This is a genomic window from Achromobacter agilis (assembly GCF_900496965.1).
Lineage (GTDB): Bacteria > Pseudomonadota > Gammaproteobacteria > Burkholderiales > Burkholderiaceae_B > Achromobacter > Achromobacter agilis.
Genome location: NZ_UFQB01000045.1, coordinates 1 through 24,255 on the forward strand (window position 1 = coordinate 1; position 24,255 = coordinate 24,255).

The following is a 24,255-nucleotide window of genomic DNA, read 5'->3' on the forward strand; positions in this document are numbered from 1 at the left end:
TGAAGTTCATCGGGTGCTCAGTCCGTAATCGCTACGGATACCGGCCCGTAGGTGTCAACCCAGGGCAGGACGGGTCACCTGGACCGTGCCCGAGCCCGCCCCAAGTTCGCGCCAGTGTCTGACACCCCCAGTTCGTGCCAGGTGCCAGCGTCTGACACCCCTGCGAGATGCTCGTCCAGGCTAAAGCCAGCGCTTCCGGGTGTCTGACACCGATATCAGTTCCCGCCCCCGCCCTCATTCACCGAACACATACGCATCCATCGCCAGCGCCCCGTACGAAATCTCGTCCGTCAGCCGCGTGGCCGCCGGCCCGCCCGCTCCCAGGGCCACGTACAGCGGCATCAGGTGGTCGTCATGCGGATGCGCCTGCGACGCGCCGGGCGCCTGGGCCTGCCAGTCCAGCAAGGCGGGCACGTCGCGCGCCGCCAGCTTGTCCGCATACCAGTCCTGGAAGGCCGGCACGTACGGCAACGCGGGCGCGTTCTGCGGCATGCGGACATGACGCAGGTTGTGGGTCAGCGACCCCGATCCGATGATCAGGATGTCTTCGTCGCGCAGGGGCGCAAGCGCGCGGCCCAGCGCCAGCTGTCCGGCCGCGTCGCGCCCCATGTCCAGCGACAGTTGCACCACCGGCACGTCCGCCTCCGGATACAGATAGCGCAACGGCACCCAAGCGCCGTGGTCCAGCGGGCGGCGGGGATCCTGCTCGGCGGCGATGTCCGACCCGGCCAGCAGGGCCTGCACGCGCGAGGCCAGCGCCGGCGAGCCGGGCGCCCCGTATTGCAGGGTATAGAGTTCCGGCGGAAAACCGCCGAAATCGTGCCAGGCCACCTGCCGGTCGCGCGTGGACAGCGCCAGCCCCTCGCCCATCCAGTGGGGCGAGACCACCAGCACGCCCTTGGGCTTGCGGCCCTGCGCGGCGCTCCAATCCGCCAGGGCAGGACCGGTCAGGCCGGGTTCTACGGCCAGCATGGGGGAACCATGGGAAACGAAAAGCGTGGGCCAGCGCATGGCGGAGCCTCCTGAAAATGCGTCGATACAAGCATTCTCCATCGTTTCCCATCAGCAATAAACCCTTCCAAAAGGGATGATATGTTGCTGTTTCAGCATCAATCAAACCCTACGCCCGGCAGGCGCCCGCGCCGGCGGCCCACTGCAACATGCAGTCCGGCGGGCGTTAAACTATTACGTTGCACACTTTCTGGACGTTCTCCGAAGTTATGGCCCGATCCCGCAGCCAATCCGCTCCCCGCATGACCCGTGACGCCTCCCGGCTGGTCGCGCTTGCCCAGGCGCTCAACCGCTCGGGCAGCCGCCTGGAAGACGTGTTCTGGGAGACCCAGCTTGGCGAAGCGATCCCGAAGCTGCTGAAGGCGGGGCAGGATGCCCCCCTCGAGGCGGCCCTGGACCACCTTGCGCAAAGCGACGTGGGCGCTTACGAGGTCTTGATCGAACAGGCGGAAACCCTGTCCGAGTCGATGAAGATCGAAAAGAACGGCGTCCGCCACGACATCCTGCTGATCGTGGCGCCCATCGTTGCCTGGACGCGCTACGCCATCCCCACCGGCCCGATTTCCGCCAGCGCGCAGCAGGCTCTGCTGGCGCAGTTGCACGGGCACATCCTGTCCAGCAAAGCCCGCAGCGCGCTGATGCCCGTGCTGGTCAGCGTCGACCAGATGCCCCGCACCTTCTCCGAAACCTGGCAATGGCTGCAGCGCCTGGGTACGCAGGCGCTGGGCGCCGAGACCACCAAGCCCGCGCTGAACACCGAGGTCGAAACGGCCAACATGCTGGCCGACACGCGCTACATCGTGGCGGCCGTGGCGGTACCGGAGAACGAACCGATCTTCCGCTGGCAGGAACAGCTGGGCGAAGCCGAGGCCAGCCGCGACGCCAGCCTCGAACAATGGGCGGCCCAGGCCCAGCCCACGCTGGCCAACCTGCTGCCCGGCTGCGGTTTCGAAGCCCTGCTGCCCGATGCCTATTACGTAAGCAACCGCGAAGCGGACCGGCGGGTGCGCCCGCTGTCGCTGCGCGCGGCGGTCAGCTGGCTGGAAGGGGCGGTCAGCCTCGAAGCCTCGCAACTGCGCGCCGTGGTGGCAGGCTGCGGCGAAAGCCGGGTCGACGAATACCGCATCGGGTTCACGGCGCGCAATAGCAACGACGTCTACTACGGCTGCGTCTGGCCGCTGTATGGCCGCGAGGAAGACCTGCCGGCGGACGAAGGCCAGCCCGACGTCATCGACGAGATCGCGGCGCTGCTCAAGGAATACGGCGTCACCGAAGTGCGCCGCATCCCCGGCGTGCTGCCGCCCGAGTACTGCGAAGACTGCGGCGCGCCCTACTTCCCGAACCCGCTGGGCGAACTGGTGCACGCCGAACTGCCCGAGGACGCAGAAGCCTCGCCGGCCAAGTTCCACTAGGCCGCGATGCAAGCGGACATCTTCTGCCGGGTCGTCGACAACTACGGCGACATTGGTGTCTGCTGGCGCCTCGCGCGCCGCCTCGCGCATGGCTGCGGCTGGGACGTCCGCCTCTGGGTGGATGACCTGGCCAGCTTCGCCCGTATCCAGCCGGGCATCGTTCCCGGCACGGCGCGCCAGCAACTGGCCGGTATCGACATCGTGCACTGGACCGGCTCGCCGGATCCCGGGCTGGCGGCCCGCGACGTGGTGATCGAGGCGTTCGCCTGCGACCCTCCCGAGGCGTTCCTGGACAGCATGCGCAGCACGCACCCGGCCTGGATCAACCTGGAATACCTGAGCGCCGAATCCTGGGTGGAAAGCTGCCACGGCCTGCCGTCGCAGCGCCCCGACGGGCTGGTCAAGCATTTCTTCTTTCCTGGCTTCAACGCCGCCACGGGCGGCCTGCTGCGCGAACCCGGCCTGTCGGCCGAACGGGATGCGCTGCAGGCCTCGGCGGACGCGCAAACCGCCTTCCTGCGCTCGCTGGGCGTGGGGCAGGACCTGCTGTTGCGCCGCCACGACGGCGCCCGCACGGTGTCCCTGTTTTGCTATCCGTCCGCCCCCGTGGCGGAACTGGTGTCCGCCTTGTCGGCCGATCCGCGCCCCAGCGTGCTGCTGGCGCCCGAAGGCGTCGCGCCCGGGCTGGAAGCTGCTTGCGCGGCGCCGGGCGCGCCGCTGCTGGCCCGGCTGCCCTTCGTGGCGCAACCGGACTTCGACCGGCTGCTCTGGTGCTGCGACCTGAATTTCGTGCGGGGCGAGGATTCCTTCGTCCGCGCCGCCTGGGCCGCGCGCCCGCTGGTATGGCAGATCTACCCCCAGGACGAAAACATCCACCTGGAAAAACTGGAGGCCTGGCTGGCCCGCTATCCGGCCCCGGAAACCGCCCAGGCGCTCATCCGGGCATGGAACCAGCCTGAAACCGGCCAGGCGGCCGATGCGATCGCCTGCGCGCTGGCGCCCGCCGCCTGGAATGCCTGGACCGAGGCCGCCCGCGAATGGGACGCCAGCCAGGCCGCGAGGCCGGATCTTGCCGAAAATCTGGCGGTTTTTTGCGCAGAGTTGGTCAAGAAACGTTAGAATAGAGAGTTTTCTGAGCGCCCTGGATCTGTCGGGCCTCAGCTATGACGCCTCCCGGGCGTGTGCACGAAGCCGAAAACACTGGCCCAAGCCGGCCAATGCGCAGGGCTTTCTGCTAGCACGGCGAGTGCACCTATCACCCCCGGAGTTTTATCGATGAAAACCGCTCAGGAATTGCGAGTCGGCAATGTGGTCATGGTCGGCAAGGACCCCCTCGTGGTCCAGAAGGCCGAATACAACAAGTCTGGCCGTAACGCGGCCGTCGTGAAGCTGAAGTTCAAGAACCTCTTGACCGCTTCGGCCAGCGAATCGGTCTACAAGGCCGACGAAAAGTTCGAAGTCGTCCAACTGGACCGCAAGGAGTGCACGTACTCCTACTTCGGCGACCCGATGTACGTCTTCATGGACGAAGAGTACAACCAGTACGAAATCGAAGCCGAAAGCATGGGCGACGCCCTGAATTACCTGGAAGAAGCGATGCCCGTGGAAGTGGTCTTCTACGACGGCCGCGCCATTTCGGTCGAACTGCCCACCGTCCTGGTCCGTGAAATCACCTACACCGAACCCGCCGTCCGCGGCGACACCTCGGGCAAGGTGACCAAGCCGGCCAAGATCAACACCGGCTACGAACTGAACGTGCCGCTGTTCTGCGCCATCGGCGACAAGATCGAAATCGACACCCGCACGAACGAATACCGCAGCCGCGTCAACTGATCGGTGACGGATTCCAAAAAAAACCAGACCTTCGGGTCTGGTTTTTTTTTGCCTTTCGCCCCAGGTCTTGGTTTTCGCGTGAGGACGTTGCCGGCTCTTTAGACGCCGTCCGCGGCCGGGGCCCACACCTATTGCAGGCGTTCGTCGTCCAGGAAATCCGGCACGGCCATGACGTCGATACCGTCTTCGGCCAGCGAAGCGCGCTCTTGCGGGGTGGCGGTACCGCGGATCGGGCGCTCGTCAGCGTCGCCCTCATGGATGCGGCGCGCCTCTTCGGCAAAGCGCGGCCCCACGTTTTCGGTGTTGCGCAGCAGGGCGCGGACCTGGCGCATGACGACGGCCTGCACCGCCGCGATCTTTTCCGCATCGGTGGCATTGGCCGGCACGGCGGGCTGGGCGGCTGGCGCATGCAGGTGGGCCACGTTGAGTCGGGGCGCCGACAGCCGCTTGGTAATGCTGGCCGAGCCGCAGACGGGGCACGTGACGAGGCCACGCGCCTGCTGCGCGTCGTAATCTTCGTGCGAACCGAACCAGCCCTCGAAAATATGGCTGTGTTCGCACTGGAGGTCGAAAACTTTCAGTGCCATGACATCAATATGGGGTGCAAGAGCCAGAATACAAGAAAGCACCGGCCGCTGGCGGCTTTCCCCCCTCAAGCGAGACGGTTTCCCGGACGCCCAGCACAAAGCGGGCCTTCAGGCCCGCTTTGCCGGCGCCGCAGCGGCTACTTTCCGCGTTTCGGGGTAGACGTGTCCGCCACCTGCGCCTGCTGGGCCTGCAACGCGTCGATCTGGCGCTGCATGTCGCGCAACTGCTGGCGCACGTCTTTTTGCTGGCCGGCCAGGGCCGTGGCTTCCTGGCGGGATTGTTCCTGGCGAGCCGCCACCTGCTCTTCCTGCTGCAAGCGCAAGGCGCGGTCCGCCTGCAGGGTGCTCAGTTCGGCGCTGCGGGTGGCCAGCAGCTTTTCGGCGTGCGCATATTCGGCCTGCAGCTTGATCCGCTTGATATCCACTTCGGCCAGTTCGGCCGACTGGCTGGCGAAGGCCCGGTACGTGGCTTCGGCCTGCTTGTCCGACTTCGTTTTCAGCACGCGCCAGAAGTCCTTCTGCTGGAACAGGGCGACGTAGTACGTCAGGTCGTCGGGCTTGAACAGCAGGCTGGCGCCATATGTGCCGTTATATGCGGTGCGCAGCTCGGAGACCTGGCGGTTCTGGATCAGGCCCTGCAGCTCCGAGACCGTGGACGAGGGAGGCGCGGCGAGCGCCGGCGCGCCGGCGGGCGGCGTGACCGGGGCGGACGCCGCCTGCGTGTCCTCCACCTGCTTAACCGTGGGCCGCGGCGCCTCGGGCTGGGCAACGGCGCAAGCCGCCAGGCCGGACAAGGCGGTGCCCAACAGCGCCATGCGGGCGGCGCCACGGATAAAGTGGACGTTCATGCATACCCCAAAAAAAATGTTGCGAAACTATAGCAATTTATTTCGATTGTTGGCCCCTGGGGGGCATCCCCTATTGCGCGTTCACGATGCCTCCACGATGCCCTCGGCGGTTTCGCCCTGGGCCGCCCCGAGGCGCAGCTTGCGCATCTTTTCCCATAGCACCTTGCGGCTGATCCCGAGCGTATTGGCGGTGTCCTGCCGCCGCCAGCCGTTGACGTCCAGCGCCGCCAGGATGCGCGTGCGCTCGGCGCGCTCCGCGTCGGTGAATACGGCCGGCTCGCACGGTTCGCCCGCGGCGGCCGGCAGCGCGGCAAGCTGATCGAAGATCCGCTCGATGCGGGACTGGTCCCAGGACTTGAGCTGCCGCCTCATGATGGCCACGCGCTCGGCCACATTGGACAGCTCGCGCACGTTGCCCGCGAAGCGCGTGCGCGACACGCGGTCCAGCAACCATGCGGGCGGCTCGCCCTCTGCGCCCAGCCGCTCCAGCAGGGCCCGGAAAATCGCGGCCTTCTCGGCGCCGCCGCGCTCCTCCAGGTTGGGGATGCGCAGTTCGATGACCGCCAGCCGGTAGTACAGGTCGGCCCGGAACTCCTCCTCCCCCACCAGCGCGCGCAGATCTTTGTTGGTCGCGGCCACCAGGCGGAAGTCCACCGGCACCTCCACCGTGGAGCCCAGCCGCGTCACGGCGCTCTGCTCCAGGACGCGCAACAGCTTCACCTGCTGGTAGAGCGGCAGGTCGCCGATCTCGTCCAGGAACAGCGTGCCGCCGCTGGCCTGCTCGAAGTAGCCCTTGTGCGCGCCGATCGCGCCGGTGAACGCGCCCTTGGCATGGCCGAAGAAATGCGCCTCGAACAGGCCTTCGGGAATCGCGCCGCAGTTGACCGCCACGAACGGGCCGTCCGACCAGGCCGCGCGGTCGTGCAGCAGCCGCGCGACGCGCTCCTTGCCCACGCCGGTTTCGCCGTGGACCAGCACGTTGCTGCGGCAATCGGCGAACAGCTCCGCCTCGGCCAGCAGGTTCCGCATCGGTTCCGACACGGCGATGAGCGGCTGCTCGCGCCTTGGCGCGGCGCGATTGAATTGATCCAGCGTGCCCAGCAGCTCGAACAGCAGCTTGCGCAGGTCCGACGCCGTGAACGACAGCGGCAAGGTATACGAATACTCGGGCGGGTAGTAGCGCGGATCGCGCCCGCGGGTTTCGGAAGCCACCCAGATGACGGGCAGGCCCTGCGCGGCGAGCCAATCGTAGCCGCTGAAGCGGGTGTCGCCCATCACCGACACGGATACCAGGGCCACCGCGGACCGGCCCCGATCACGAGGCGGCGGAAATGCCGTGCCCGCATCCGCGCGCAACAACGACACGTCCATCCCGGCGAGGCAGCGCTCCGCCCGGCTGGCGATGTCGGACGTGCCCTCCCAGACATACAGGTCGAATTCGTCGCGAGTGAATTTCTGGCTCATGGCGTGGACCATGCGGGCAAGGAAATGGCAAAGATCTTGGTATTCATCATCAGTACACCAGGCGGGGCCGGCCGCAATCCACCGAGATCAGCGAAACATCGGTCTGGCCCAGGCTCAGGCCCAGCAGGTTGAGCAGTTGCTGCAACATGCTCGACAGCATGTCCAGCAACGGCGAAAGCAGCGAAATGACGATGGACAGGACGCCGCCCAATTGCCCGCCGTCGTTCAGCGCCAGCGCGGCCACGGAATCGACGCGGCACTGCCGGATCACGCTCGGCCCGAATATCCCTCCCACTCCGCAAAGCAGGTCGTTGACCGGGGCCACGAGCAGCGTCGTCAGCGCATTGCCCACCACTTGCAGGGTCCCGCCCAGCACGCCCGCCAGGCCGCCGGTCGCCATACGCTGCCCGAGCCGGTCCATGGCGGTCTTGGACCAGGCAAGGTTGTCGAACACCTCCGACACGGACTTGCCCGGGTCCGATCCACCTCCGCCCACCAGGTCCTCCGCCAGGGCCGTGCGCTGCGCGCGGGTCAGCGGCGTGCCGTTGTTCGCCAGGTCGCCCAGAATGCCGCCGATCAGCGCATCCGACAGATTGGAGGCCAGGCCGGCCAGGTCGACCGACGACGCGTTGACCGTGGCGGTGGCCTGCGGTGACGGCGGCTCCGTCAAGGTAACCGACACCGGCGCCTGCGGTTCGAAGACCGGGAGCGCTACGCGCGCCTTCAGCGGCAGGATGCCCAGCACGTTCAGCACCTCGTACGGCTGGATGGCGTCGAACGCCGAGAGCTCGCAGCTGTTGGTCAGCGCAAGAAAACCCGCCGGGGTCTTGTCCGTGGCGGACCCCATGCCGGGGAACCGGCCCAGGCAGACGTTCGCGACGGACGAGGCCACGTCGATAGTGGCCTGCGATTCCGTCAACGGGGCGGCGCACAGTTTGGTCAGGGTGCCGGTGGACTGCCCCACGTCGATGATGATGGGCAGGTCCACCACGGTGTTCAAGGTGCTGGCCAGCAATGGGCCCACCAGCGGAATGTTGGCGGTCGTGACGCGCAGGTACACGCGGATGCCGGCGCTGGTCGCCTGCGTGCCGACGCCGCCGATGGCGACGGAGGGCGGCTCGACAATGCGCACCCGGGCGTCTATCCCCAATAGCGGCACGCCCAGCCCCAGGTCGATCAGGTTTTCGCCGTTGGCGACCACCAACGCGGTCTCGAGCACGTTGCGCGCATTGACGTTGGCCTGCAGGGCGGCGTTGGCGCCTCCCCCTTCGACCGACAGGTCGAGTACGCCGCCGTCTCCGAACAGCTTCACGGGCAAGTTCAGCGGCATCACCTCCAGCGCGGCATTGATGGCGTTCGTCAGCAGCCCCACGTCGGCGCTGGCGGTCTGTATATTGCCCAGGACAGTCAGCGTGGCGTTCAGCAATTGGCCCAGCGTCAGGTTGTCGACGGCGGCCAGCTGTTCGGGCGTGCCCACGCCCGAGGCCACGGACAGCGGCAAGCCCAGCGCCTGCAACAGCCCTGCCGGGGTGATGTCGACGCTGGCCAGTCCGGCCGCGTCCAGCACGTCCAGCTGCCCGGGCGATGCGCCCGCGGTGGCGAGCAGCCGCGACAGCAGGCCGCCGCGCTCCAGGCGCAAGAGCCGGGACCCCACCGAGAAGGCCGCGACGGGTTTCGTATTGGCGGCCACGGCGGTGGTGGAGGCCATGGCGCCACCGTCACCGCCGCCGGTGAAGCGCGGGAAAATACTGCTCAGCTGTTTGCGGACGGTCACGCGCACGGCATTGAAGGCCTCGCCGCCGGCCGCATCGAACACGTGCATGCCAGAGGCGTCGGCCCGGCTCGAATCCCATACCTTGCACTCGACGGTAATGTCGGCATCCGTGAAGGCGTCGATGAGATCAGGGATATTGCGCAGCGCCGAGGCGCGCCCCGCGGTGACGGCCCGTGCGCAATCGGCCGCCGCCCCCATGCCCAGCACCTGGACCGCCGACAGCGCGGCGAGGTCCGCCCCCTTCTGCATTTCACGCTTCATGTAGAAGCTGTAGGCCAGTTGCGCCGCGCCCAGCAGCACCAGCCCGACCAGGACCGCGAACACGACAGCCACAGTCACGCTGCCGCGCTGGCGCGGCAATGGGGCAGGACGCAGGTAAATGGCGGGCATGGTCTGGCGGCTCGGGCTTGGATCCCGCTTCAGCGGGTGTTCTTGGTTTCGACGCGCTTCTGCATCCATTCGGGGATGGGATGCTTGAAGCTGTCCAGATAACGGTTCCAGGCCGCGGTAGACACCGGTCCCAGGATGGGCAGCGCGCCGCCTGCCCGGCGGCCGTCGGCCTGCGCCGCCAGCAGGCCGCGCGTCACGTCGCCGAAGCCTTCCGGCGCCGCCGGCTGGGCCGCCGCCTGAGGCGCAGCCGGCGCTTCCGCCGGCAAAGGCGTGGACACCTGCTGTACCACGGGCCGCTCGGGCAGCGCAGCCGCGGCGCCCGCTGGCGGCGCGCCGGACGCGGAGACGCCGCCCGACATGCCGCCGGTCAGCGGCGCGTTCGATTGCGCATGGCTGGCAGGCGCCGCCAGCGCGGCCAACGCCGTGGCCAGGGAGAACGAAATGAAGAAGCGCGCGTGGGGCATGAGAGATTTCCTGAACACGAAGTCAACGTACGATGGGCCCGTTGCCCAGGCCCTCCATCAAGGGACTCATCATCGGCATGACGGTATCGGCGCCGCTGGATACGCGGGTGGCCGGCAGATTGCCCGCCGGCGGCGGCACGGGCGTAAGCTGGCCGCGGATTTCGGAGGCCAGGCGCAGTACTTGCCCGCGCGCCTCGTCGCCCAGTTGCGCCTGGTCCATGAGGCGCCGCGCCTTGGCGGGATCGCCTTCAACCAGCAGCAGCACCGCCATGTTGGCCAGGACCCTGCCATTCTCGGGCGCCAGCTCCGCGGCCTGCCCGAGCGGCACGCGCGCCCCGTTCAGGTCGCCGGCCCGCAGCCTTGCGTAGCCCAGGTCACCGAGGATCCGCGCATTCATCGGAGCCAGCCTGGCCGCCCTCCCGAAATCATCGGCCGCCTGGTCGAACTGGCCGCGGCCCCCTGCGATCAGGCCCAGGCCATGCCATCCCTCCGCCGCCTGGTCGCCGTGGGTCAGCGCGCGATAAGCCTGTTCGCTCGACGCGGTCTGCCCGGTCTGCCGCAGGGCATCCGCGCGCATGACGGCCACGCGGCTGTCGCTGCCGAATTTCTGCTGATAGGCGTCGATATACGCCAGGGATGCGAAATAACGTTCCTGCCGCTGGGCCTCGGCGATCATCGACAGCATCATTTCCGGCTCCCTGGGCCGGTTGCGGCCCTGGGCCTCGTCCTCTTGCTGGCGCGCCAGCGCCTGCTCCTGCTGCTGTTGCTGGATGAGTTGCCACGCGGATTCCGCGCTGTTCGTCTTGCAGCCGGCCAGACCGGCGACCGACGCCGCCAACACGGCCGCCGGGAACCAGCGCATTGCGCCCCGCCGCCTTTCCATAGCGCCCGCCATCATGCTCCCCCCATGCGCGACAACGCGCGTATCACCGCGATGAACCCCGCGCCGCCCGTAATGATCAGCAACGCGGGCAGCAAGGTCACGATCATGACGCCCGTCATCTTGACCGTGGTCTTGCCCACTTTCTCTTTCAGTTCCAGCCGCCGCGATTCGCGCAGCCGTTCGCCGAAGCGGTTCAGCGGTTCCTGCACCGCGCCGCCGTGCTGATCGACCTGCGCGATCAGGCGGCAGATGGCGGAAAGATCGTCGTTGTCGAAGCCTGCCGCCAGCCTGGCCAGCGATTGCTCGCGCGTCCGTCCGCGCACGTAGAGTTCCGATGCCAGGCGCAGCTCCTGCGACAGCACGGGCAGCACCTGGCCGAACTCCGTCACCAGCACCTGCATGCTCTGGTCGATCGACAGGCCCACGCCCTGCAGCAGGCGCAGCAGATCGATCAGCAACGGCAGCTCATCGGCCGCCATGCGGCGGCGGCGCGCCACTCGGCTGCGCACGATCCACTTCGGCAGCAGGTAGCCAATGGCGAATCCGAAGAAAACCGCGACGAACATGCCCATCCAGGAATGGATCTGGCCGTAGCGCAGCCCCGCGGCCACGACAGCGGCCGGCAGCAGCAGGGCCAGACCGAAGCGGATGGCGGCGAAGCGCGATCTCGCGACGCCCGCATCGGCGTAACCAGCCATGTCCACCAGCTTGCGGTCTTCGGCGGCCAGCAAGGTGTCGGCCAGCCGGCCTTCGCTCAGCCGCTTGCCGAAAGCATCCGCCGCGCGCGCGGCGGCCGCGAACCTGCCCTGCCCGTCCTGCGCCGGCAGCGCCGCCGCGGCGCCGCCCATCTGGCGCGCCGCCAGGGCCTGATCCACGATCCGGAGGCTTCTGCTCTGTCCTCGCAGGCGCCGCAGGATGCCGACGCCCAGCGTCAGCATTCCCGCGGCGATGAGCAGCAGCGCCATCGCCAGCACGGTCGAAACGTTCCAGGATCGCAGGATCTCGATCATGCTCCCCCCCTTCAAATGGACTTGGCCATGCGGTACAGCCAATAGCTGCCGCCGATCTGCAGGGCCACCGCGGTCGCCAGCATCTTGAAGCCCGTGGGGTCGTGCCACAGGCCCATGAACAGGTTGTTGTTCGCCACGATGATGAAGCCCGCGATCCCCACCGGCAGCAGCGCGAGGATCCAGGCCGACAGGCGAACCTCAGCCGAGCTGGCCGACAATTCATTGCGCGCCTGGGCCACGTCGCGCATGAAGGCGGCCATGCGCTCCAGCACCTGGTCGCTGCGGCCGCCGAAACGCATCGCCAGCGACACGACGGCGGCGATCATGTACAGCTCCTTCAGCCCGTACAGACGGGACACATGCGCGAGGGCGGCGTCCAATTCCTTGGCCGAACGGCTCAGGCTGGCGGCGGTTTCCATCACTTCGCGCAAGGGCTCGTCCGTGTTGGCCGCCGCCGTCTGGAAGGCCGAGCCCATGCTGTTGCCGATGGTGATGAGGCGAACGATGTTGTCCAGGAACGCCGGCAATTGCGAGATCATCCGGCGGCGGCGCTTGTCGGCCCGCAGCCACAGCAGGAAATACTCCAGCACCGCCATCAGCACGAACGTCGCCGCGCCGGACATGATCCCCAGCAGCAGCCACGCCAACGCCGCCATGCCGAAGAGCGGTACCGCCAGGCGCAGGTAAAGTCCCGCGCTCTGGCGCACGCTGGCCAGGCGCAACAGGCGGTCCCACCCCAGAAAACCGCTGCGCATTGCCGGCGTGCCCGCCGAAAAGGACGTGCTCTCGGCGCGCGCGTCGCGCCCCCGGTTGAGTTGGTTCTCCAGGAACGCCGAACTCGCGGCGCGGCGGGCGTCCGTGCTTGCGTGCCGCCACAGCAGGACGCCGCCGATGGCCAGCACCGCGGCCAGGCTTGCCAGGACCAGGACTTGATCCATCAGCGCCTCCGGTTCCAGAAGCCGCCTCCGCCGCCGTCGGCATCGCCCGCCGCCGTGTCATTGGCGCGTGTCTCGTTGCGCATCCGGGCCAGCTTAGGCGTATGCGGATGTATGCCCAGCCACTTCCAGTGGTCCTTTTCCTCGCCCTCGGGCGCCATGAAGGTCTCGTGGCGGTAGAGTTCCTGCGTGGAAATCACGTTGTCGCTCATGCCCGTGACTTCGGTCACCGACAGCACGCGGCGTTTGCCGTTGGACAGACGGCCGATCTGCACGATGAAATCCAGCGCGCTGGCGATCTGTCTGCGCAGGCTGTCCTCGCTGCCCTGAAAGCCGGCGAAGCCCGCCAGCATTTCTATCCGGTACAGGCATTCGCGCGGCGAATTCGCATGGATGGTGGCCATCGAGCCTTCGTGGCCGGTGTTCATCGCCTGCAGCATGTCCATGACTTCCGCGCCACGCACTTCTCCCACCACTACCCGGTCCGGACGCATCCGCAGGCTGTTGCGGATCAACTCGCGGATGGTGACCGCGCCGCTGCCGTCGAAGCCGCCCTGGCGCGACTCCAGCCGCACCACATGCGGATGGTTGAGCGAGAGTTCCGCCGTGTCTTCCACCGTGACCACGCGCTCCGTCTCGGGAATGAAGAAGGCCAGCGCGTTCAGCAGAGAGGTCTTGCCGGAGCTCGTGCCGCCGGACACCAGGATGTTGCAGCGGTGCTTCACCGCCTCGTGCAGCAGCCGGTAGATTTCTTCGTCGAAGGTGCCCAGCGTCAGCAGATCGGCCGGCTTGAGCGGATCCTGGCGGAACTTGCGGATCGAGACCATGGGGCCGTCGACGGCCAGCGGCTCGATCACGACGTTGAGGCGGCCGCCATCGGGCAGGCGCGCGTCCACCATGGGGCTGGATTCGTCCAAGCGGCGGCCGATCGGCGCCAGGATGCGGCGCACGATGCGCAGCACGTGCTGGTTGTCCGTGAACCTCAGCGTCTCGCGGGCCAGCACGCCCCGGCGCGACACGAACACGTTGTCATAGCCGTTGATCAGGATGTCTTCCACGGCCGGATCCGCCAGCAAGTCTTCCAGCGGCCCCAGGCCGGCCAGCTCCTTGGTCAGGGCCTCTGCGATCTGCCGCATTTCTCCTTCGTTGATCGGCACCCTGCGCAGCCGCACGAAGCTTGCGACTTCGATGTCCACGAACTCCTGGATTGCCGAACGCGCCCAGCGGCCGAACTCCGCGCCCAGTTCCTCGATCCGGGAAAGCAGGTGTTCGTAGGCCGCCGTCTTCACTTCCTGGAAACGGTTCGACGCCGAAAAGCCTTTGTCGCCGTCGCCGCCGAACGCTACCGTCGTTGTCATGATCATGTCGGATTCCGCCGCTGTCCGCCTGTTTTTCGGTTAACCGACCACCATGCGGCGATGCACGCCGGGCAGCCAGGTGGCCAGCCAGCCTGCCCGGCCGCCGGGCACGTTCTCTTCCGCGCATAGCTTTTCCGCCAGCGCCTGCACCGCCCGCACATAGATGTCCCGCTCGGCTTCCTCGTGCAGCAGATGGCCCTGGTTCGTGCACACCATCAGGGCCAGCGTGCGGTCCGGCAGCGTCCCGACCAGCTCCAGCTGAAAGCGCTCGGCGATCTGCTGCGCGGTCATGCCGTAGCGTTCGTCGTAGCGGTTCACGATCAGCCCAAGGCTGTGGCGCTCGACGTGCTGCTGCTCCAGTTCCTGCAGCAGGCCCGCCAGCGACACCAGCGCGCCGACGCTCTGGTCCGTCACGATCCAGTTCTGTTGCGAGGCATGCGCCAGGCCGGCCACGAATTCCGGATTGGTGAAGCCGCCCGAATCCGCGACCACCACGCCAAAGTGCTGGCGCAGGCGTTCGAACACCAGCAGCGAATCGGACTCCGATATGTCGCGCATCTGGCCGAGGTCGCGTGGCAAGGACAGGACGCTCAGGCCATTGGCCGTATGCGCCATGGCCGACCCCAGCAGCGTGGAATCCAGGCGGCGCAGGTTGCGCGCCGCCTCGGCGAAGTCGAAATCGCCGCCGATGTTCAGGTACAGCTGGCAATCGCCCACGGGCCAGCCGAGGTCCATCAGCGCCACGCGGCTGGACAAGGGAAGCAAGGCGCCAGGTTCGGCCGTGGCGGCCTTCGCCGCCTTGCCGCCCAGTGCCGCGGCGCGCGCGGCATGCGCATGTTTCTGGCGGTCCTGCACCATGCCGGCCAGGTGCACGGCCAGGGTGCTGGTGCCGACGCCCGGCCGCGCGCCCAGCAACAGGACGCTGCGCCGCGAGCCGTCGCCGCTCGCGTCTCCCGGCTGCGCGTCCAGCAGCCGCAACACGATTTCCTTGATCTCCTGCGGCGCCACCGTGGGATCCACGAAGTCGCTGACGCCCGCGCGCAGGGCCGCGATCGCGCCTTCCGGCTGGCTCAGCAGCCCCACCGCCACCCGCGGCAGGCTCGGCGCAATGCGCGCCAGCAGGCGGGCCAGCTCGGCCGATCTGAACAGTTTCCCGGGCTCGCCCTCGCTCAGGGTGAAGTCCAGGAACACCACCTGGGGCGCGATGTCCGCCAGGCGCCGCGCCAATTCTTCCGTGCCGGGCGATTCCTGGGTAAGCATCCCCATGTCGCCCAGCGCCTGCCCCAGCTGGGCCGCGACGTCCGCGCCCCGGGAGCAGAACAGAAACCGCCGGCCGTTCTGCAGGCCTACCCACTCGCTTGCATGTGTCTTCATCTTGTTCACCGCGCGTTCACCGCGAAAAGCCGGGCATCTGCTGGCCGCCCAACGGGCCGGTCAGGTAGTAGCCCCAGGCGTTGAAGCCGTTGTCCGCGCGCTCCTGCTTTTCCCCCGGCAGCGGCAAAGTCACGCCGCGCGCGATGGGGCGCACCAGGCGCGGCGTCACCACGATGACCAGTTCGGTGTCCTCCTGCTTGTAGTCCAGGCTGCGGAAGAACGAACCGATGATCGGCAGGTCGCCCAGCAGCGGCACCTTGCTCACCATCGCCTTGGTCTGGCGCGAGACCAGGCCGCTGATCACGAAGCTCTCGCCATCACCCAGTTCGACCGTCGTATCGGCGCGGCGCGTGCGCAGGGCCGGGATGATCGAAGCGGAATCCGGACCGTTGCTGATCGCGATGCCATTGCTGTAGTCCAGCTCGCTCGCTTCGGGAGCCACTTTCAGGGAAATGCGGTCGCGCGACAGCACGGTGGGCGTCACGGTCAGGCCGATGCCGAAAGGCTTGAAGGTGACCGACACCGTGCCCAGCCCGCCCGACTCCGGAATCGGCAGCTCGCCGCCCGCCAGGAAGCTGGCGCTCTGCCCCGTGAGCGCCACCAGCGTGGGTTCGGCCAGCACCCTCGCCATGCCATTGGTCTGCAACAGGCGCAGGTTGGCCGAAAAGTTGTTGGTGTCGTAAAACAGCGAGAACCCCGACGCCGCCGCGCTCAGGTTCGCGGGAATCATGCTGTTGGCGGCGCTCCACGGCCCGCTGCCGCCCGCGGTCCAGCTGATGCCCGCCTCCTTCATCACCGAGCGCGACACCTCGACGACCTTGACCTCGACCTGCACGACGCCGCTGGTTCCCGCGGACGACACGTCCACGACATTCTTCTCGCCGCCCACGGCAGACGCCGCCATGGCGACCGAAGCGACCTGCCCCATGGGCGTTTCGGCATGGCCGGAGACCACCGCGCGATCGCCCGCGATATCGATATTGGCCCCGCCTGCGATGCCCCGGCTGGCCAGCGCCCCCTGGACGCTGCCGCCTACGCGCAGGTTCCATATCTGCGGCGCCGAGCCGGTTCCGCTCCAGATCTGCAGCTGTGTAGTGCCGGGCTTCTTGCCATAGATCAGCAACGAGCCGGCGCGCTTGCCCGACGCGCGCAGGATCTTCACGTCGGCCACCTCGGGATCGCCGATCGCGATGCGCGCGGGCGCGGCGCCATCGAGCAACAGCGTCTGCTGCCCTTTCACCGCCAGGACGAGATCGCGGGCCGGCGCCGGCGCATTGGCGGTGGCGGGCGCCGCCGCCGGTTGCGCCGCCGCGGTGCCGCCGCAGCCGATCGCCGCCGCCAACGACACGGCATGGATGAGGGAATTACGCTGGAGTTTCTTCATATGGCTGGATCTGGTCATGGGCAAGAGTCCAGCCGCGAGCGGCGTAGGGATGCCGCTCGCGGCTGCGTTCAGTAGCGCACGCGTTCGGATTTGTCTCCGCGCAGGATTTCAACCGTTCTGCCGCCCCCGGGATTCGCGCCTCGCGCGGGCGCGGCACGGGCGGGCGCGATGGCTGTTGTTCCATCGAGCTGGGCCAGGCTTTCGCCGGCAAACGCGCGGTTCGGCGCCAGCTTCAGCGCGTCGCGCTGCGCCGGTGTCAGGTCGGCGCGGACCGGCAGCACCGGATTGCGCTGGACGAACAACTGCGCATCGGGCACGCCGTCGTCGTCAACCGGGCGCAATGCCAGTTGCAGGCGGCCGGCGCGGCTGGCCAGCATCAGTTCATTGACCTGCTCGACCGGCACGGCGAGCACCGCCGTCTTGGCCGGCTGGTTCGGCACGCCCGGCTGCCCCGCCGGCTTTTCCTCCGGCCCGTCGACCGAGGCCTTGCCATAGGCCAGCACGCGCACCTGGGCCTGCAGCAGGCGCGCCTGGGCGCCCGGCACTTCCTGTCCCTTTTCGATCATGAAGAACACGTCCACCCAATCGCCCGGGGTGATGCGGTGGCCGCTGCCGACGACTTCATCCACGGCGATGGCGACGGCGCGTTCGCCTTGCTTGAGCTCGCGGGCCAAGCCCTGCGCCAGCAGGCTGTGCAGGATGGGATCGCCCGCGGCGATATCGAATTTGGTCACGGCGCCCTCCAGCGGCGCCAGCTCCTGGTAGCCGCCCGACAATGCCGCCTGCCATTGCGCCACCGCGAGCATCTTGGCCGTATCGATGCGCGTGCCGGCGGGCATCGGCGCCTTGGCCACGACGACGGGATAGAGCGTGACCGGCGCCGCGGCGGGCGCCGCGGGCGCAGGCGCGGACACGGCGCTGGCCGGCGGGCTGGGCGATACGGACGCCAGCCGCCACGCGATAAAGGCCAGCACCAGGCCCGCCACCAACAACATCCCTGCGACGATCTTGCTCAAACTGCTCATGGCGTCCCCTGCGATATCTGTACAACGGCTTGCGAGCGCAAACGGGCGGGAATCCAGTTCGTTCCCATGCCCGGCAACGAGGTAATCAGGCCTTGCAAGGTCGCCAGCAAGGGCCAGGACTGCGTGTCGTAAGTCATGGCCACGGTGGCGCAGTTGGCTTGCCGGCCTTCCGAGCCGGCCCAGGCGCACGGCGCGCTGGAAACCGCGCAGGCGACGGCGGAACCGGAGGAGAACGCGCTCATGGCGGCCGAACATGCCGCCGACGGCACATCGGCCTGGCCATTGAACCGGGCGAAGACCGCAGCGCGCGCGCCATCCGTCGCCGCCGAGGCCAACTGCTGCTGCATCCAGAACAGCACGCCGAAACCGAGCACGCCGCAGATGAACATCAGCAGCATGACCAGGGTCAGGGAGAATTCCAGCGCCGCGATGCCATGCTGGGCACGGCGCCCGGAACGCAATCCCTGGAGCGGAAAAGGCGTGCGCATCTCAAACTCCCTCGTCCAGGGAATCGCCCAGGTGCACCATGGCGCGGGCGCTCAACACGCTGGAGGCCGGCATCAACGCCGTCTGCAGCAACGGCACCGAGGGAATCAGCGGATGGGCGCCATAGGCATAGGACACCGTCACTTCGATCTGGCCGGCCGCCAGCGGCAAGCCGCTGCACGCACCGCCCGCCGAACTGCTGAGCGCGCCCCCGCTGCTGCACACCGCCACCGCCACCGGCGATGCCGAGATCGCGCTGATCCATTCCGCCCGGCGCAGGGCGGTATCGCGCCCCGCGCTGGCCCGCGTCGCCAGCGATGAGGAGCCGGCCTGCCATTGCAGGATCTTGCGCGCGCCATCCTGCGCGGCAAGCGCGACCGAGTTCTGGGCGGCAGCCACGAGGGAGTAGGTCAGGATCCCGTAGAACACCAGGAAGAACACCACGAATACCAGGCCGAATTCGAGGGCATAGACGCCACGCTGAGCGCGGCGATGCCCAGGTACGCGGCGTACGGAATTTGCCGGAGCCGGGCGCTCAGCGCCAGGAAGCGCGATACCGACAGATACAGCACGGCATGCAGGCCCGCGAGCAAGCTGGCGATCAAGAGAACCACCAGCAGCGGCGCCCAGCCCAGCAGCAGGCCGAGCACCGCGATTGCCTTGACGTCCCCCGCGCCCATCAGACGCCGGGCCCACAGAAGCAGGAATGGCGCCGCGGTCAGGAATCCCAGCGCCGCCATGAGCCATCCCGACCAGCGCGGCGGATAGGCCCATCCGGCCGCCAGCAAGGCGGCCGCCAGCCACAGCGACTGCGCCACGCCCCCCGACACGATCAGACCGTTCGGGACGCGGCGATAACGCAGATCGCTGTAGATCAACGCCAGATTCCAGCTTGCGAACAGCAACCACCACAATGCTTCCCCTGGGTACAAGGCAGAACCTTCAGAAATCGGATTCAACATCGGGCGCGTCCATCGGGATGGACGGCGTCCTCTTCATGCCGCGGATACGAATAAGTGGATGGGTGCCGCGATGGCGGGAGCGGCCCGGCATCGCGGCATGGACACGTTTCGGCCTTGGCCGCCGCTCAGGCAGCCGGCTTGTTGTCGTCGAGCGCGCCTCCGAGCCCCGTAAACAGGCCGTCGAGCGCAGTCGTGAAGGTTTTTACGGCGGCCAGCAAGGCCACCGCGATCATGCCGGCGATCAGCCCGTACTCCAGGGCCGTGATACCGTCTTCGTCATTCCAGAACTGCACAAGTTTCGCTTTCATGTCGAGCTCCATCGATCTCGATTGATCACAAGACTGCCCCGCCCGCGGCGGCGTCAGCCCCCTTTCCCCGGAACTGCCCCGCGCACCGGCGCATTCGCTTGCCGGCACGCATCCGGAACCTCGCTAACCCGGCCCCGGGGCCGATCCGGGCAACCTTCCCGGACGCGCCAGCGGCGCCGATTCAATAATCGAGTCGATACGCTGCGCCGTGCGCGCGCGAAACCGCCGGGATGCCCGCTGCAAATGCCATCGCATAAGCAACGTCGTCACGACGGACAGCCCGAAGGCGATATAGGGCAACATCACGCCGCCGATCTGCAGGCTGGAATATTCCTGGGCAGCCGTGCAGATCACGGTGCCCGCGGCCGCGCCGGTGTAATGCATGCCGCAAATGGCAAGCGCCATCAACACCGCCGCTCCAAGGCGCTGACGCTCATTTTGCGTATTGAAGGCAAGCCACAATGCCGCCGAAGCGGCAACGACCGCGATAAACACCGACAAAATCACGATGTGCAGATTCCAGGCCAATACGGCCGGCATGCGCATCGCGCTCATGCCCACATAATGCATGGAGACCACGCCGACCCCTGCCGCGGTGCCGCCGATCAGGCAACGGAAAAAGGTGAAGCGTTCGCGTCCGATAAACCAAAAGGCCCAACCGGAAAAACCCGCGGCGACCAGGAAACTGAGCAACGTGAGGCCAAGCTGATACCCCACTTCAAACGGCAGGTTCTGGGCCTGCATGCCAATGAAATGCATGCCCCAGATGCCGACCCCGCCCATCGCGACCGCCCCGATGAGGATATAGCCGATGCGGATTTCGCCGTCCCGGGTTTCAGCCCGGATGCCCGCCGCCGCCAGCATGGCGACGTAAGAACCGAGCACCGCGACGAGAAAAGAGAGCGCGACCAGCCCCCCGTGAAAGGAAAGCGGAACGATTTCGCCTGGCGTCATGGACGGCCTCGCCCGAATTGTCTGCCCTGGCTGCGCGCTGCCGGCGCGCACTTGCGACTTCTTCTGCGGTCATCCGCTTCCATCTTATGGACTCCCGGTAGCCTGAAAATTTCAGCGCTAGGTGCAACTACGTTTTTTATAGTCTTATCTATTACTATTTAATACACATCAGGGTTTTCACGTATATCCGCAATAATGCTGGATTCAATATGTAACGGATACTCTTATTTTTTTGTATAACCCATTAAAAACATATATTTACCGCTAATTTATTCCTATTCATGCAGTTTCAAGTTCGCAACAATGTTGATATCCCGCCAATTTCATTTGACCGCATTGAAATAAATTGTCATTTTAATTAAGGACTGGCACCATATTCCGAACAACGCAGCAAGCTTGGTTTACCAGTGATATCCGCGTCTCATTTTCAATATCCAATGTCCGCGAATATCGAATTCCTGGTTGAAATGCGCTGCGGAAACGAGAGACATGAAAAGGCATGAGACGTACGCTTCCGGCTGGTCCGCTTTCCCTCGCCCTTGTCTGCGCCTTCGCGATCGGCGCCACTGCCCGGGCCGAAGGCCCGCTGCGGGGCAATCCGGTCGATGCCATGCCGAAGCTGGAGAAGCCGCCCGCGGCGACGCAGCCGCCTCCCGTCGTCCAGACGGCGACTCCCGAACAACTGGCCTTGCAGGCGCGCCTGGCGCAGCGCATCGTCCCGCACAATTTCGACGTCAGCGGCGTGCGCGCCATTCCGTTCGAAGAGGTTTCCGCGCTGCTGGCGCCATTGGCCGGCAAGGAAATCAGCCTGGGCGAACTGGTGCAGCAGGTCGACAAGATCACCCTGCTCTACCGGGAAAAGGGGTATCCGCTGTCGTTCGCACTGGTACAGAACCAGGCCTTCGCGAATGGACTCGTCGTGGTGACCGTGGTCGAGGGGTTCATCGGCTCTGTGCGCATCGAAGGCGATATCGGCAATGCGCTGGATCGGCTTGAAACGCTGGTCGGCCCCTTGAAAGAGGAAAGGCCGCTTAAGCAGGCCACGCTGGAACGCCAGCTGAACCTGATGCGCACTGTCCCCGGCGTCAAGTTCACGCCCAGCCTGGACCTGCCGCGCCGTGCCGATGGCGCCACCGAACTGGTGCTGGACGCCAGCCGGCAACCCGTCAGCCTGACCGGCGGCATTGCCGACCTCGGCACCGGCATGCAGCCGCTGGTGAATATGGCGGCCAACAGCCTGACCCCGCTGGGCGAACAGGTGAAGCTGACGGCTTCGATTCCCTTCAATACCGATGACGTGAAGTACGTGTCCGGCGAAATCCGCGTGCCGATCGGCGCGGATGGCCTGGCGGTCAAGATCGACGGCTACCACTACGATGCCAAGCCCAAGGACGACACGATCGAATACCTGGGTTTCGAGCGCCGCGTCAAAAACGACCGTATCGGCATCGGCGTGAGCTACCCATTCCTGCTGAACAACACGCGCTCGCTTACCGGCACGCTTGGCGTCTATGCCGCCAATTCAAAGGACCGCTACGACGCCCGCGACTCCGACCGCTGGCTGCAGCAGGATGCCCGCGTGCGCGCGGCCAACGCCGAACTGCGCTATATCCAGGTGTCCGAAAGCAAGACCACGGACGTCACACTGGGCGTGGCCAAGGGTTTCGACGCGGCCGGCGCCAAAAAGGACATTTCCACCAACTATGGGTATTCCGCCACGCCCATCCTGGACCTGGACTTCACCCGCTACAACCTGAACGCCAAGCAGACCTTCGCGCTGCCCGCGCAGTTCGGCCTTACCTTCTCGGGCGCCGGACAGTATTCCAGCAATATCCTGCCTTCGTCGGAACAGGTTTCGTATGGAAGCTGGCGCTACGCCATGGGCTATCCGCAGGGCGAGCAAAGCGGAGACAAGGGTATCGGCGTGTCGGCGGAAATCAACCGGCGCTTCGGCATCGGCTGGGAATACCTTTCCAGCGTGCAGCCCTATGCCTTGGTCGACTATGCGCGCACCTGGTACAACAACAAGAGCCTGCAGGCCCTGAACCAGCGGCACCTGTCTTCGGTGGCGCTGGGCATCCGGTTCACGGACGATAAATACTATCTGTTCGATTTCAACGTCGCCAAACCGGTGGGATCCGCCACGATCGACAACGACCGCGACGTGCGTTTCAACGCCAATTATTCGCTCTATTACGACGCGTTCTGACCGCGCCGCGGGCGCAGGGCAAATCTCTGGGATGGCCGCGGCGTTACGTAACATCACCCGTAACGTAACGGCGAATAAGCCGCCATTCGTAACATTCGCAGCCTCCGCGTGATCGCAAATCTGCCTGTTTTCGACAACGAGGGTAAACCCTTTTTCAACCAATAACACCTTGAAATAAAAGGATTTCAAGGAAGCAATAACGCGAGTATCCCAATAGCGGGCAGCTTATTTGAATAATGTTGGCACGCTTTGTGCATGTGTAGATGTATCGGGCCGTTTCTCCGCCTGACTCTTCCAACACAAGGAGTTCGCCATGCATACCAAAACCGAGGCTCGCCGCATCTCGCGCATTTTGACTTCCACCGCCTTGGCCGCGGCCCTGATGAGCGCCCTGGCCGCTTGCGGCGGCGGCGGTGGCGGCAGCAAATCCGCGAGCTTGCCGGGCACCGACATCCCGACGAACCCCGGTGGCGGAGGCCTCAACCCCGGCGGCGGCGGAACGAACCCGGGCGGCACCGACCCGACCAATCCGACCAACCCCGTCACGGCCGGCCTGCTCGAAACGACCCTGGGCAATACCGGCGGCGCCGTGGATAACACCCTGCCCTTGAACCTGGACGCCACGCTGGGCGGCGTGGGCAAGGCGCTGGATCCCACGATCAAGCCCGTGGCGGACACGGTCGTGGGCCTGACGCAGGAAATCGGCGCCACGACGGGCCTGGGCCAACCGGTGGACGGTGCGGTCAAGCAGGTCGGCGGGCTGGTCAGCAACCTGGGCTCCACGCTCGAGGGCGCGGGCTTGCCCGGCGGACTGAGCCCCGGCGTCGGCGGCCTGGTGGACGGCTTGGGCAAGACCGTGGCCAGCACCGGCGGCCTGCTGCATGCCGATGCGAACAACCCCAATCCGCTGACGACCGTGCTGGGCAACGCTACCGGCGCCGTCGGCGCATTGACCGCCGGCCTGTCCGGCCAGGGCGGACTGCTGAATCCAGTCACGCAGGTGGTGGCCGGCGTGACGGGCGGCGTGCTGGGCGGGCCGTCGACGCCGCTGCTGGCGCCGGCGCTGGGCAATGTCGGCAAGACCGTGGACAACGTGCTGCCGCTGGGCTTGCAACCGACCCTGGCCGGCGTGGGCGCTGCCCTCGATCCCAACGTCAGCCCGCTCGCCGGCACCGTGACCGGACTGACCCAGCAGGTTGGCGACACGACCCGGCTGGGCGCGCCGGTTGCAGGCCTGCTGACCAGCCTGGGCGGAACGGTCACCAACCTGGGCGGATCGCTGCCCGGAAATACCGCTGGACTCAATGGCGTATTGCAAGGCCTGGGCGGCGCGGTAGCCAGCGCCGGCGGCCTGCTGCACGCCACCCCGGGCAACGCCAACCCGCTGGGCGCCACGCTCGCGAACGCCACGGGCGCGGTCGCTTCGCTGACCGGCGGCCTGGGCGGCGCGGCGGGCGGCTCCGGCGGACTGCTCAGCCCCATCACCGGCATCCTTGGCGGCGTGGGCGGCACGCCGGCGGGCGGCGCCGGCGGCCTGCTGGCCCCGGTGACGGGCCTGCTAGCCGGGGTCACCGGCAGCCTGGG

General features: G+C 66.9%; 23 protein-coding genes. 5 read left to right on the forward strand and 18 right to left on the reverse strand.

Features of this window, described 5'->3' with window-relative positions:
- Positions 1 to 234 precede the first annotated feature (234 nt).
- Entirely contained in the window at positions 235 to 1,011 is a 777-nt protein-coding gene (locus AGI3411_RS29535; protein ID WP_165359314.1) for a DODA-type extradiol aromatic ring-opening family dioxygenase, read from the reverse strand.
- Between the two features lie 209 nt (positions 1,012 to 1,220).
- Between AGI3411_RS29535 and AGI3411_RS29540 the strand changes: the two genes are divergently transcribed.
- The 3 genes from AGI3411_RS29540 (at position 1,221) to efp (ending at position 4,256) form a co-directional block, all read left to right on the forward strand.
- The gene (locus AGI3411_RS29540) at positions 1,221 to 2,423 is read left to right on the forward strand and encodes a DUF2863 family protein (RefSeq protein ID WP_129530856.1); all 1,203 of its coding nucleotides are present in this window, start codon (positions 1,221 to 1,223) and stop codon (positions 2,421 to 2,423) included.
- A gap of 6 nt (positions 2,424 to 2,429) precedes the next feature.
- Positions 2,430 to 3,542 carry an elongation factor P maturation arginine rhamnosyltransferase EarP gene (earP, locus tag AGI3411_RS29545; protein WP_129530857.1) on the forward strand — a complete coding sequence of 371 codons (1,113 nt, stop codon included), beginning with the start codon at positions 2,430 to 2,432 and terminating at the stop codon, positions 3,540 to 3,542.
- 156 nt (positions 3,543 to 3,698) lie between these two features.
- The gene (gene efp / locus AGI3411_RS29550) at positions 3,699 to 4,256 is read left to right on the forward strand and encodes an elongation factor P (RefSeq protein WP_129530858.1); all 558 of its coding nucleotides are present in this window, start codon (positions 3,699 to 3,701) and stop codon (positions 4,254 to 4,256) included.
- Positions 4,257 to 4,384: 128 nt separating this feature from the next.
- On the opposite strand, the gene AGI3411_RS29555 is transcribed toward efp, so the two are convergent.
- The 17 genes from AGI3411_RS29555 to AGI3411_RS29635 form a co-directional block, all read right to left on the reverse strand.
- Positions 4,385 to 4,843 (reverse strand): DUF1178 family protein, encoded by a 459-nt coding sequence (locus AGI3411_RS29555; protein ID WP_129530859.1) that lies wholly within the window; start codon positions 4,841 to 4,843, stop codon positions 4,385 to 4,387.
- A gap of 137 nt (positions 4,844 to 4,980) precedes the next feature.
- Positions 4,981 to 5,691: a DUF2968 domain-containing protein gene (locus AGI3411_RS29560; protein WP_129530860.1), complete on the reverse strand. Its 711-nt coding sequence runs from the start codon at positions 5,689 to 5,691 to the stop codon at positions 4,981 to 4,983.
- A gap of 81 nt (positions 5,692 to 5,772) precedes the next feature.
- Positions 5,773 to 7,155, reverse strand: a complete 1,383-nt coding sequence (locus AGI3411_RS29565; protein WP_129530861.1) for a sigma 54-interacting transcriptional regulator — start codon at positions 7,153 to 7,155, stop codon at positions 5,773 to 5,775.
- A 49-nt stretch (positions 7,156 to 7,204) separates the two neighbouring features.
- Positions 7,205 to 9,319: a TadG family pilus assembly protein gene (locus AGI3411_RS29570; protein ID WP_129530862.1), complete on the reverse strand. Its 2,115-nt coding sequence runs from the start codon at positions 9,317 to 9,319 to the stop codon at positions 7,205 to 7,207.
- 29 nt (positions 9,320 to 9,348) lie between these two features.
- On the reverse strand, positions 9,349 to 9,783 hold the full coding sequence (locus AGI3411_RS29575) for a DUF3613 domain-containing protein (protein WP_129530863.1): 435 nt from the start codon (positions 9,781 to 9,783) through the stop codon (positions 9,349 to 9,351).
- A gap of 22 nt (positions 9,784 to 9,805) precedes the next feature.
- The gene (locus tag AGI3411_RS29580; protein WP_129530864.1) at positions 9,806 to 10,645 is read right to left on the reverse strand and encodes a tetratricopeptide repeat protein; all 840 of its coding nucleotides are present in this window, start codon (positions 10,643 to 10,645) and stop codon (positions 9,806 to 9,808) included.
- A gap of 32 nt (positions 10,646 to 10,677) precedes the next feature.
- A complete protein-coding gene (locus AGI3411_RS29585) occupies positions 10,678 to 11,676 on the reverse strand; it encodes a type II secretion system F family protein (protein ID WP_425265388.1) in 999 nt (332 codons plus the stop codon).
- Positions 11,677 to 11,687: 11 nt separating this feature from the next.
- Positions 11,688 to 12,614: a type II secretion system F family protein gene (locus tag AGI3411_RS29590; protein ID WP_129530865.1), complete on the reverse strand. Its 927-nt coding sequence runs from the start codon at positions 12,612 to 12,614 to the stop codon at positions 11,688 to 11,690.
- Positions 12,614 to 13,975: a TadA family conjugal transfer-associated ATPase gene (locus AGI3411_RS29595; RefSeq protein ID WP_129530866.1), complete on the reverse strand. Its 1,362-nt coding sequence runs from the start codon at positions 13,973 to 13,975 to the stop codon at positions 12,614 to 12,616. Before AGI3411_RS29595 ends, AGI3411_RS29590 begins: the two co-directional genes overlap by 1 nt.
- A gap of 33 nt (positions 13,976 to 14,008) precedes the next feature.
- Positions 14,009 to 15,352, reverse strand: coding sequence for a response regulator/pilus assembly protein (locus AGI3411_RS29600; RefSeq protein ID WP_165359315.1), 1,344 nt, complete (start codon positions 15,350 to 15,352; stop codon positions 14,009 to 14,011).
- Positions 15,353 to 15,359: 7 nt separating this feature from the next.
- A complete protein-coding gene (locus AGI3411_RS29605; protein ID WP_129530875.1) occupies positions 15,360 to 16,727 on the reverse strand; it encodes a type II and III secretion system protein family protein in 1,368 nt (455 codons plus the stop codon).
- A 68-nt stretch (positions 16,728 to 16,795) separates the two neighbouring features.
- Positions 16,796 to 17,752, reverse strand: a complete 957-nt coding sequence (gene cpaB, locus AGI3411_RS29610; protein WP_129530868.1) for a Flp pilus assembly protein CpaB — start codon at positions 17,750 to 17,752, stop codon at positions 16,796 to 16,798.
- Positions 17,749 to 18,240 carry a TadE/TadG family type IV pilus assembly protein gene (locus tag AGI3411_RS29615; protein WP_129530869.1) on the reverse strand — a complete coding sequence of 164 codons (492 nt, stop codon included), beginning with the start codon at positions 18,238 to 18,240 and terminating at the stop codon, positions 17,749 to 17,751. The genes cpaB and AGI3411_RS29615 overlap by 4 nt, the downstream gene beginning before the upstream one ends.
- A gap of 1 nt (position 18,241) precedes the next feature.
- Positions 18,242 to 18,682 carry a TadE/TadG family type IV pilus assembly protein gene (locus AGI3411_RS29620; protein WP_208748210.1) on the reverse strand — a complete coding sequence of 147 codons (441 nt, stop codon included), beginning with the start codon at positions 18,680 to 18,682 and terminating at the stop codon, positions 18,242 to 18,244.
- Positions 18,649 to 19,152: an A24 family peptidase gene (locus AGI3411_RS29625; RefSeq protein ID WP_425265389.1), complete on the reverse strand. Its 504-nt coding sequence runs from the start codon at positions 19,150 to 19,152 to the stop codon at positions 18,649 to 18,651. Before AGI3411_RS29625 ends, AGI3411_RS29620 begins: the two co-directional genes overlap by 34 nt.
- A gap of 173 nt (positions 19,153 to 19,325) precedes the next feature.
- Positions 19,326 to 19,508 (reverse strand): Flp family type IVb pilin, encoded by a 183-nt coding sequence (locus tag AGI3411_RS29630; protein WP_129530870.1) that lies wholly within the window; start codon positions 19,506 to 19,508, stop codon positions 19,326 to 19,328.
- Positions 19,509 to 19,631: 123 nt separating this feature from the next.
- Positions 19,632 to 20,462: an MHYT domain-containing protein gene (locus AGI3411_RS29635; RefSeq protein ID WP_129530871.1), complete on the reverse strand. Its 831-nt coding sequence runs from the start codon at positions 20,460 to 20,462 to the stop codon at positions 19,632 to 19,634.
- 610 nt (positions 20,463 to 21,072) lie between these two features.
- Between AGI3411_RS29635 and AGI3411_RS29640 the strand changes: the two genes are divergently transcribed.
- Together AGI3411_RS29640 and AGI3411_RS29645 are read left to right on the forward strand one after the other, a co-directional pair.
- Positions 21,073 to 22,671, forward strand: coding sequence for a ShlB/FhaC/HecB family hemolysin secretion/activation protein (locus AGI3411_RS29640; protein WP_425265390.1), 1,599 nt, complete (start codon positions 21,073 to 21,075; stop codon positions 22,669 to 22,671).
- A 313-nt stretch (positions 22,672 to 22,984) separates the two neighbouring features.
- A partial coding sequence (locus AGI3411_RS29645; protein ID WP_129530873.1) for a collagen-like triple helix repeat-containing protein occupies positions 22,985 to 24,255 on the forward strand: 1,271 nt, incomplete at its 3' end.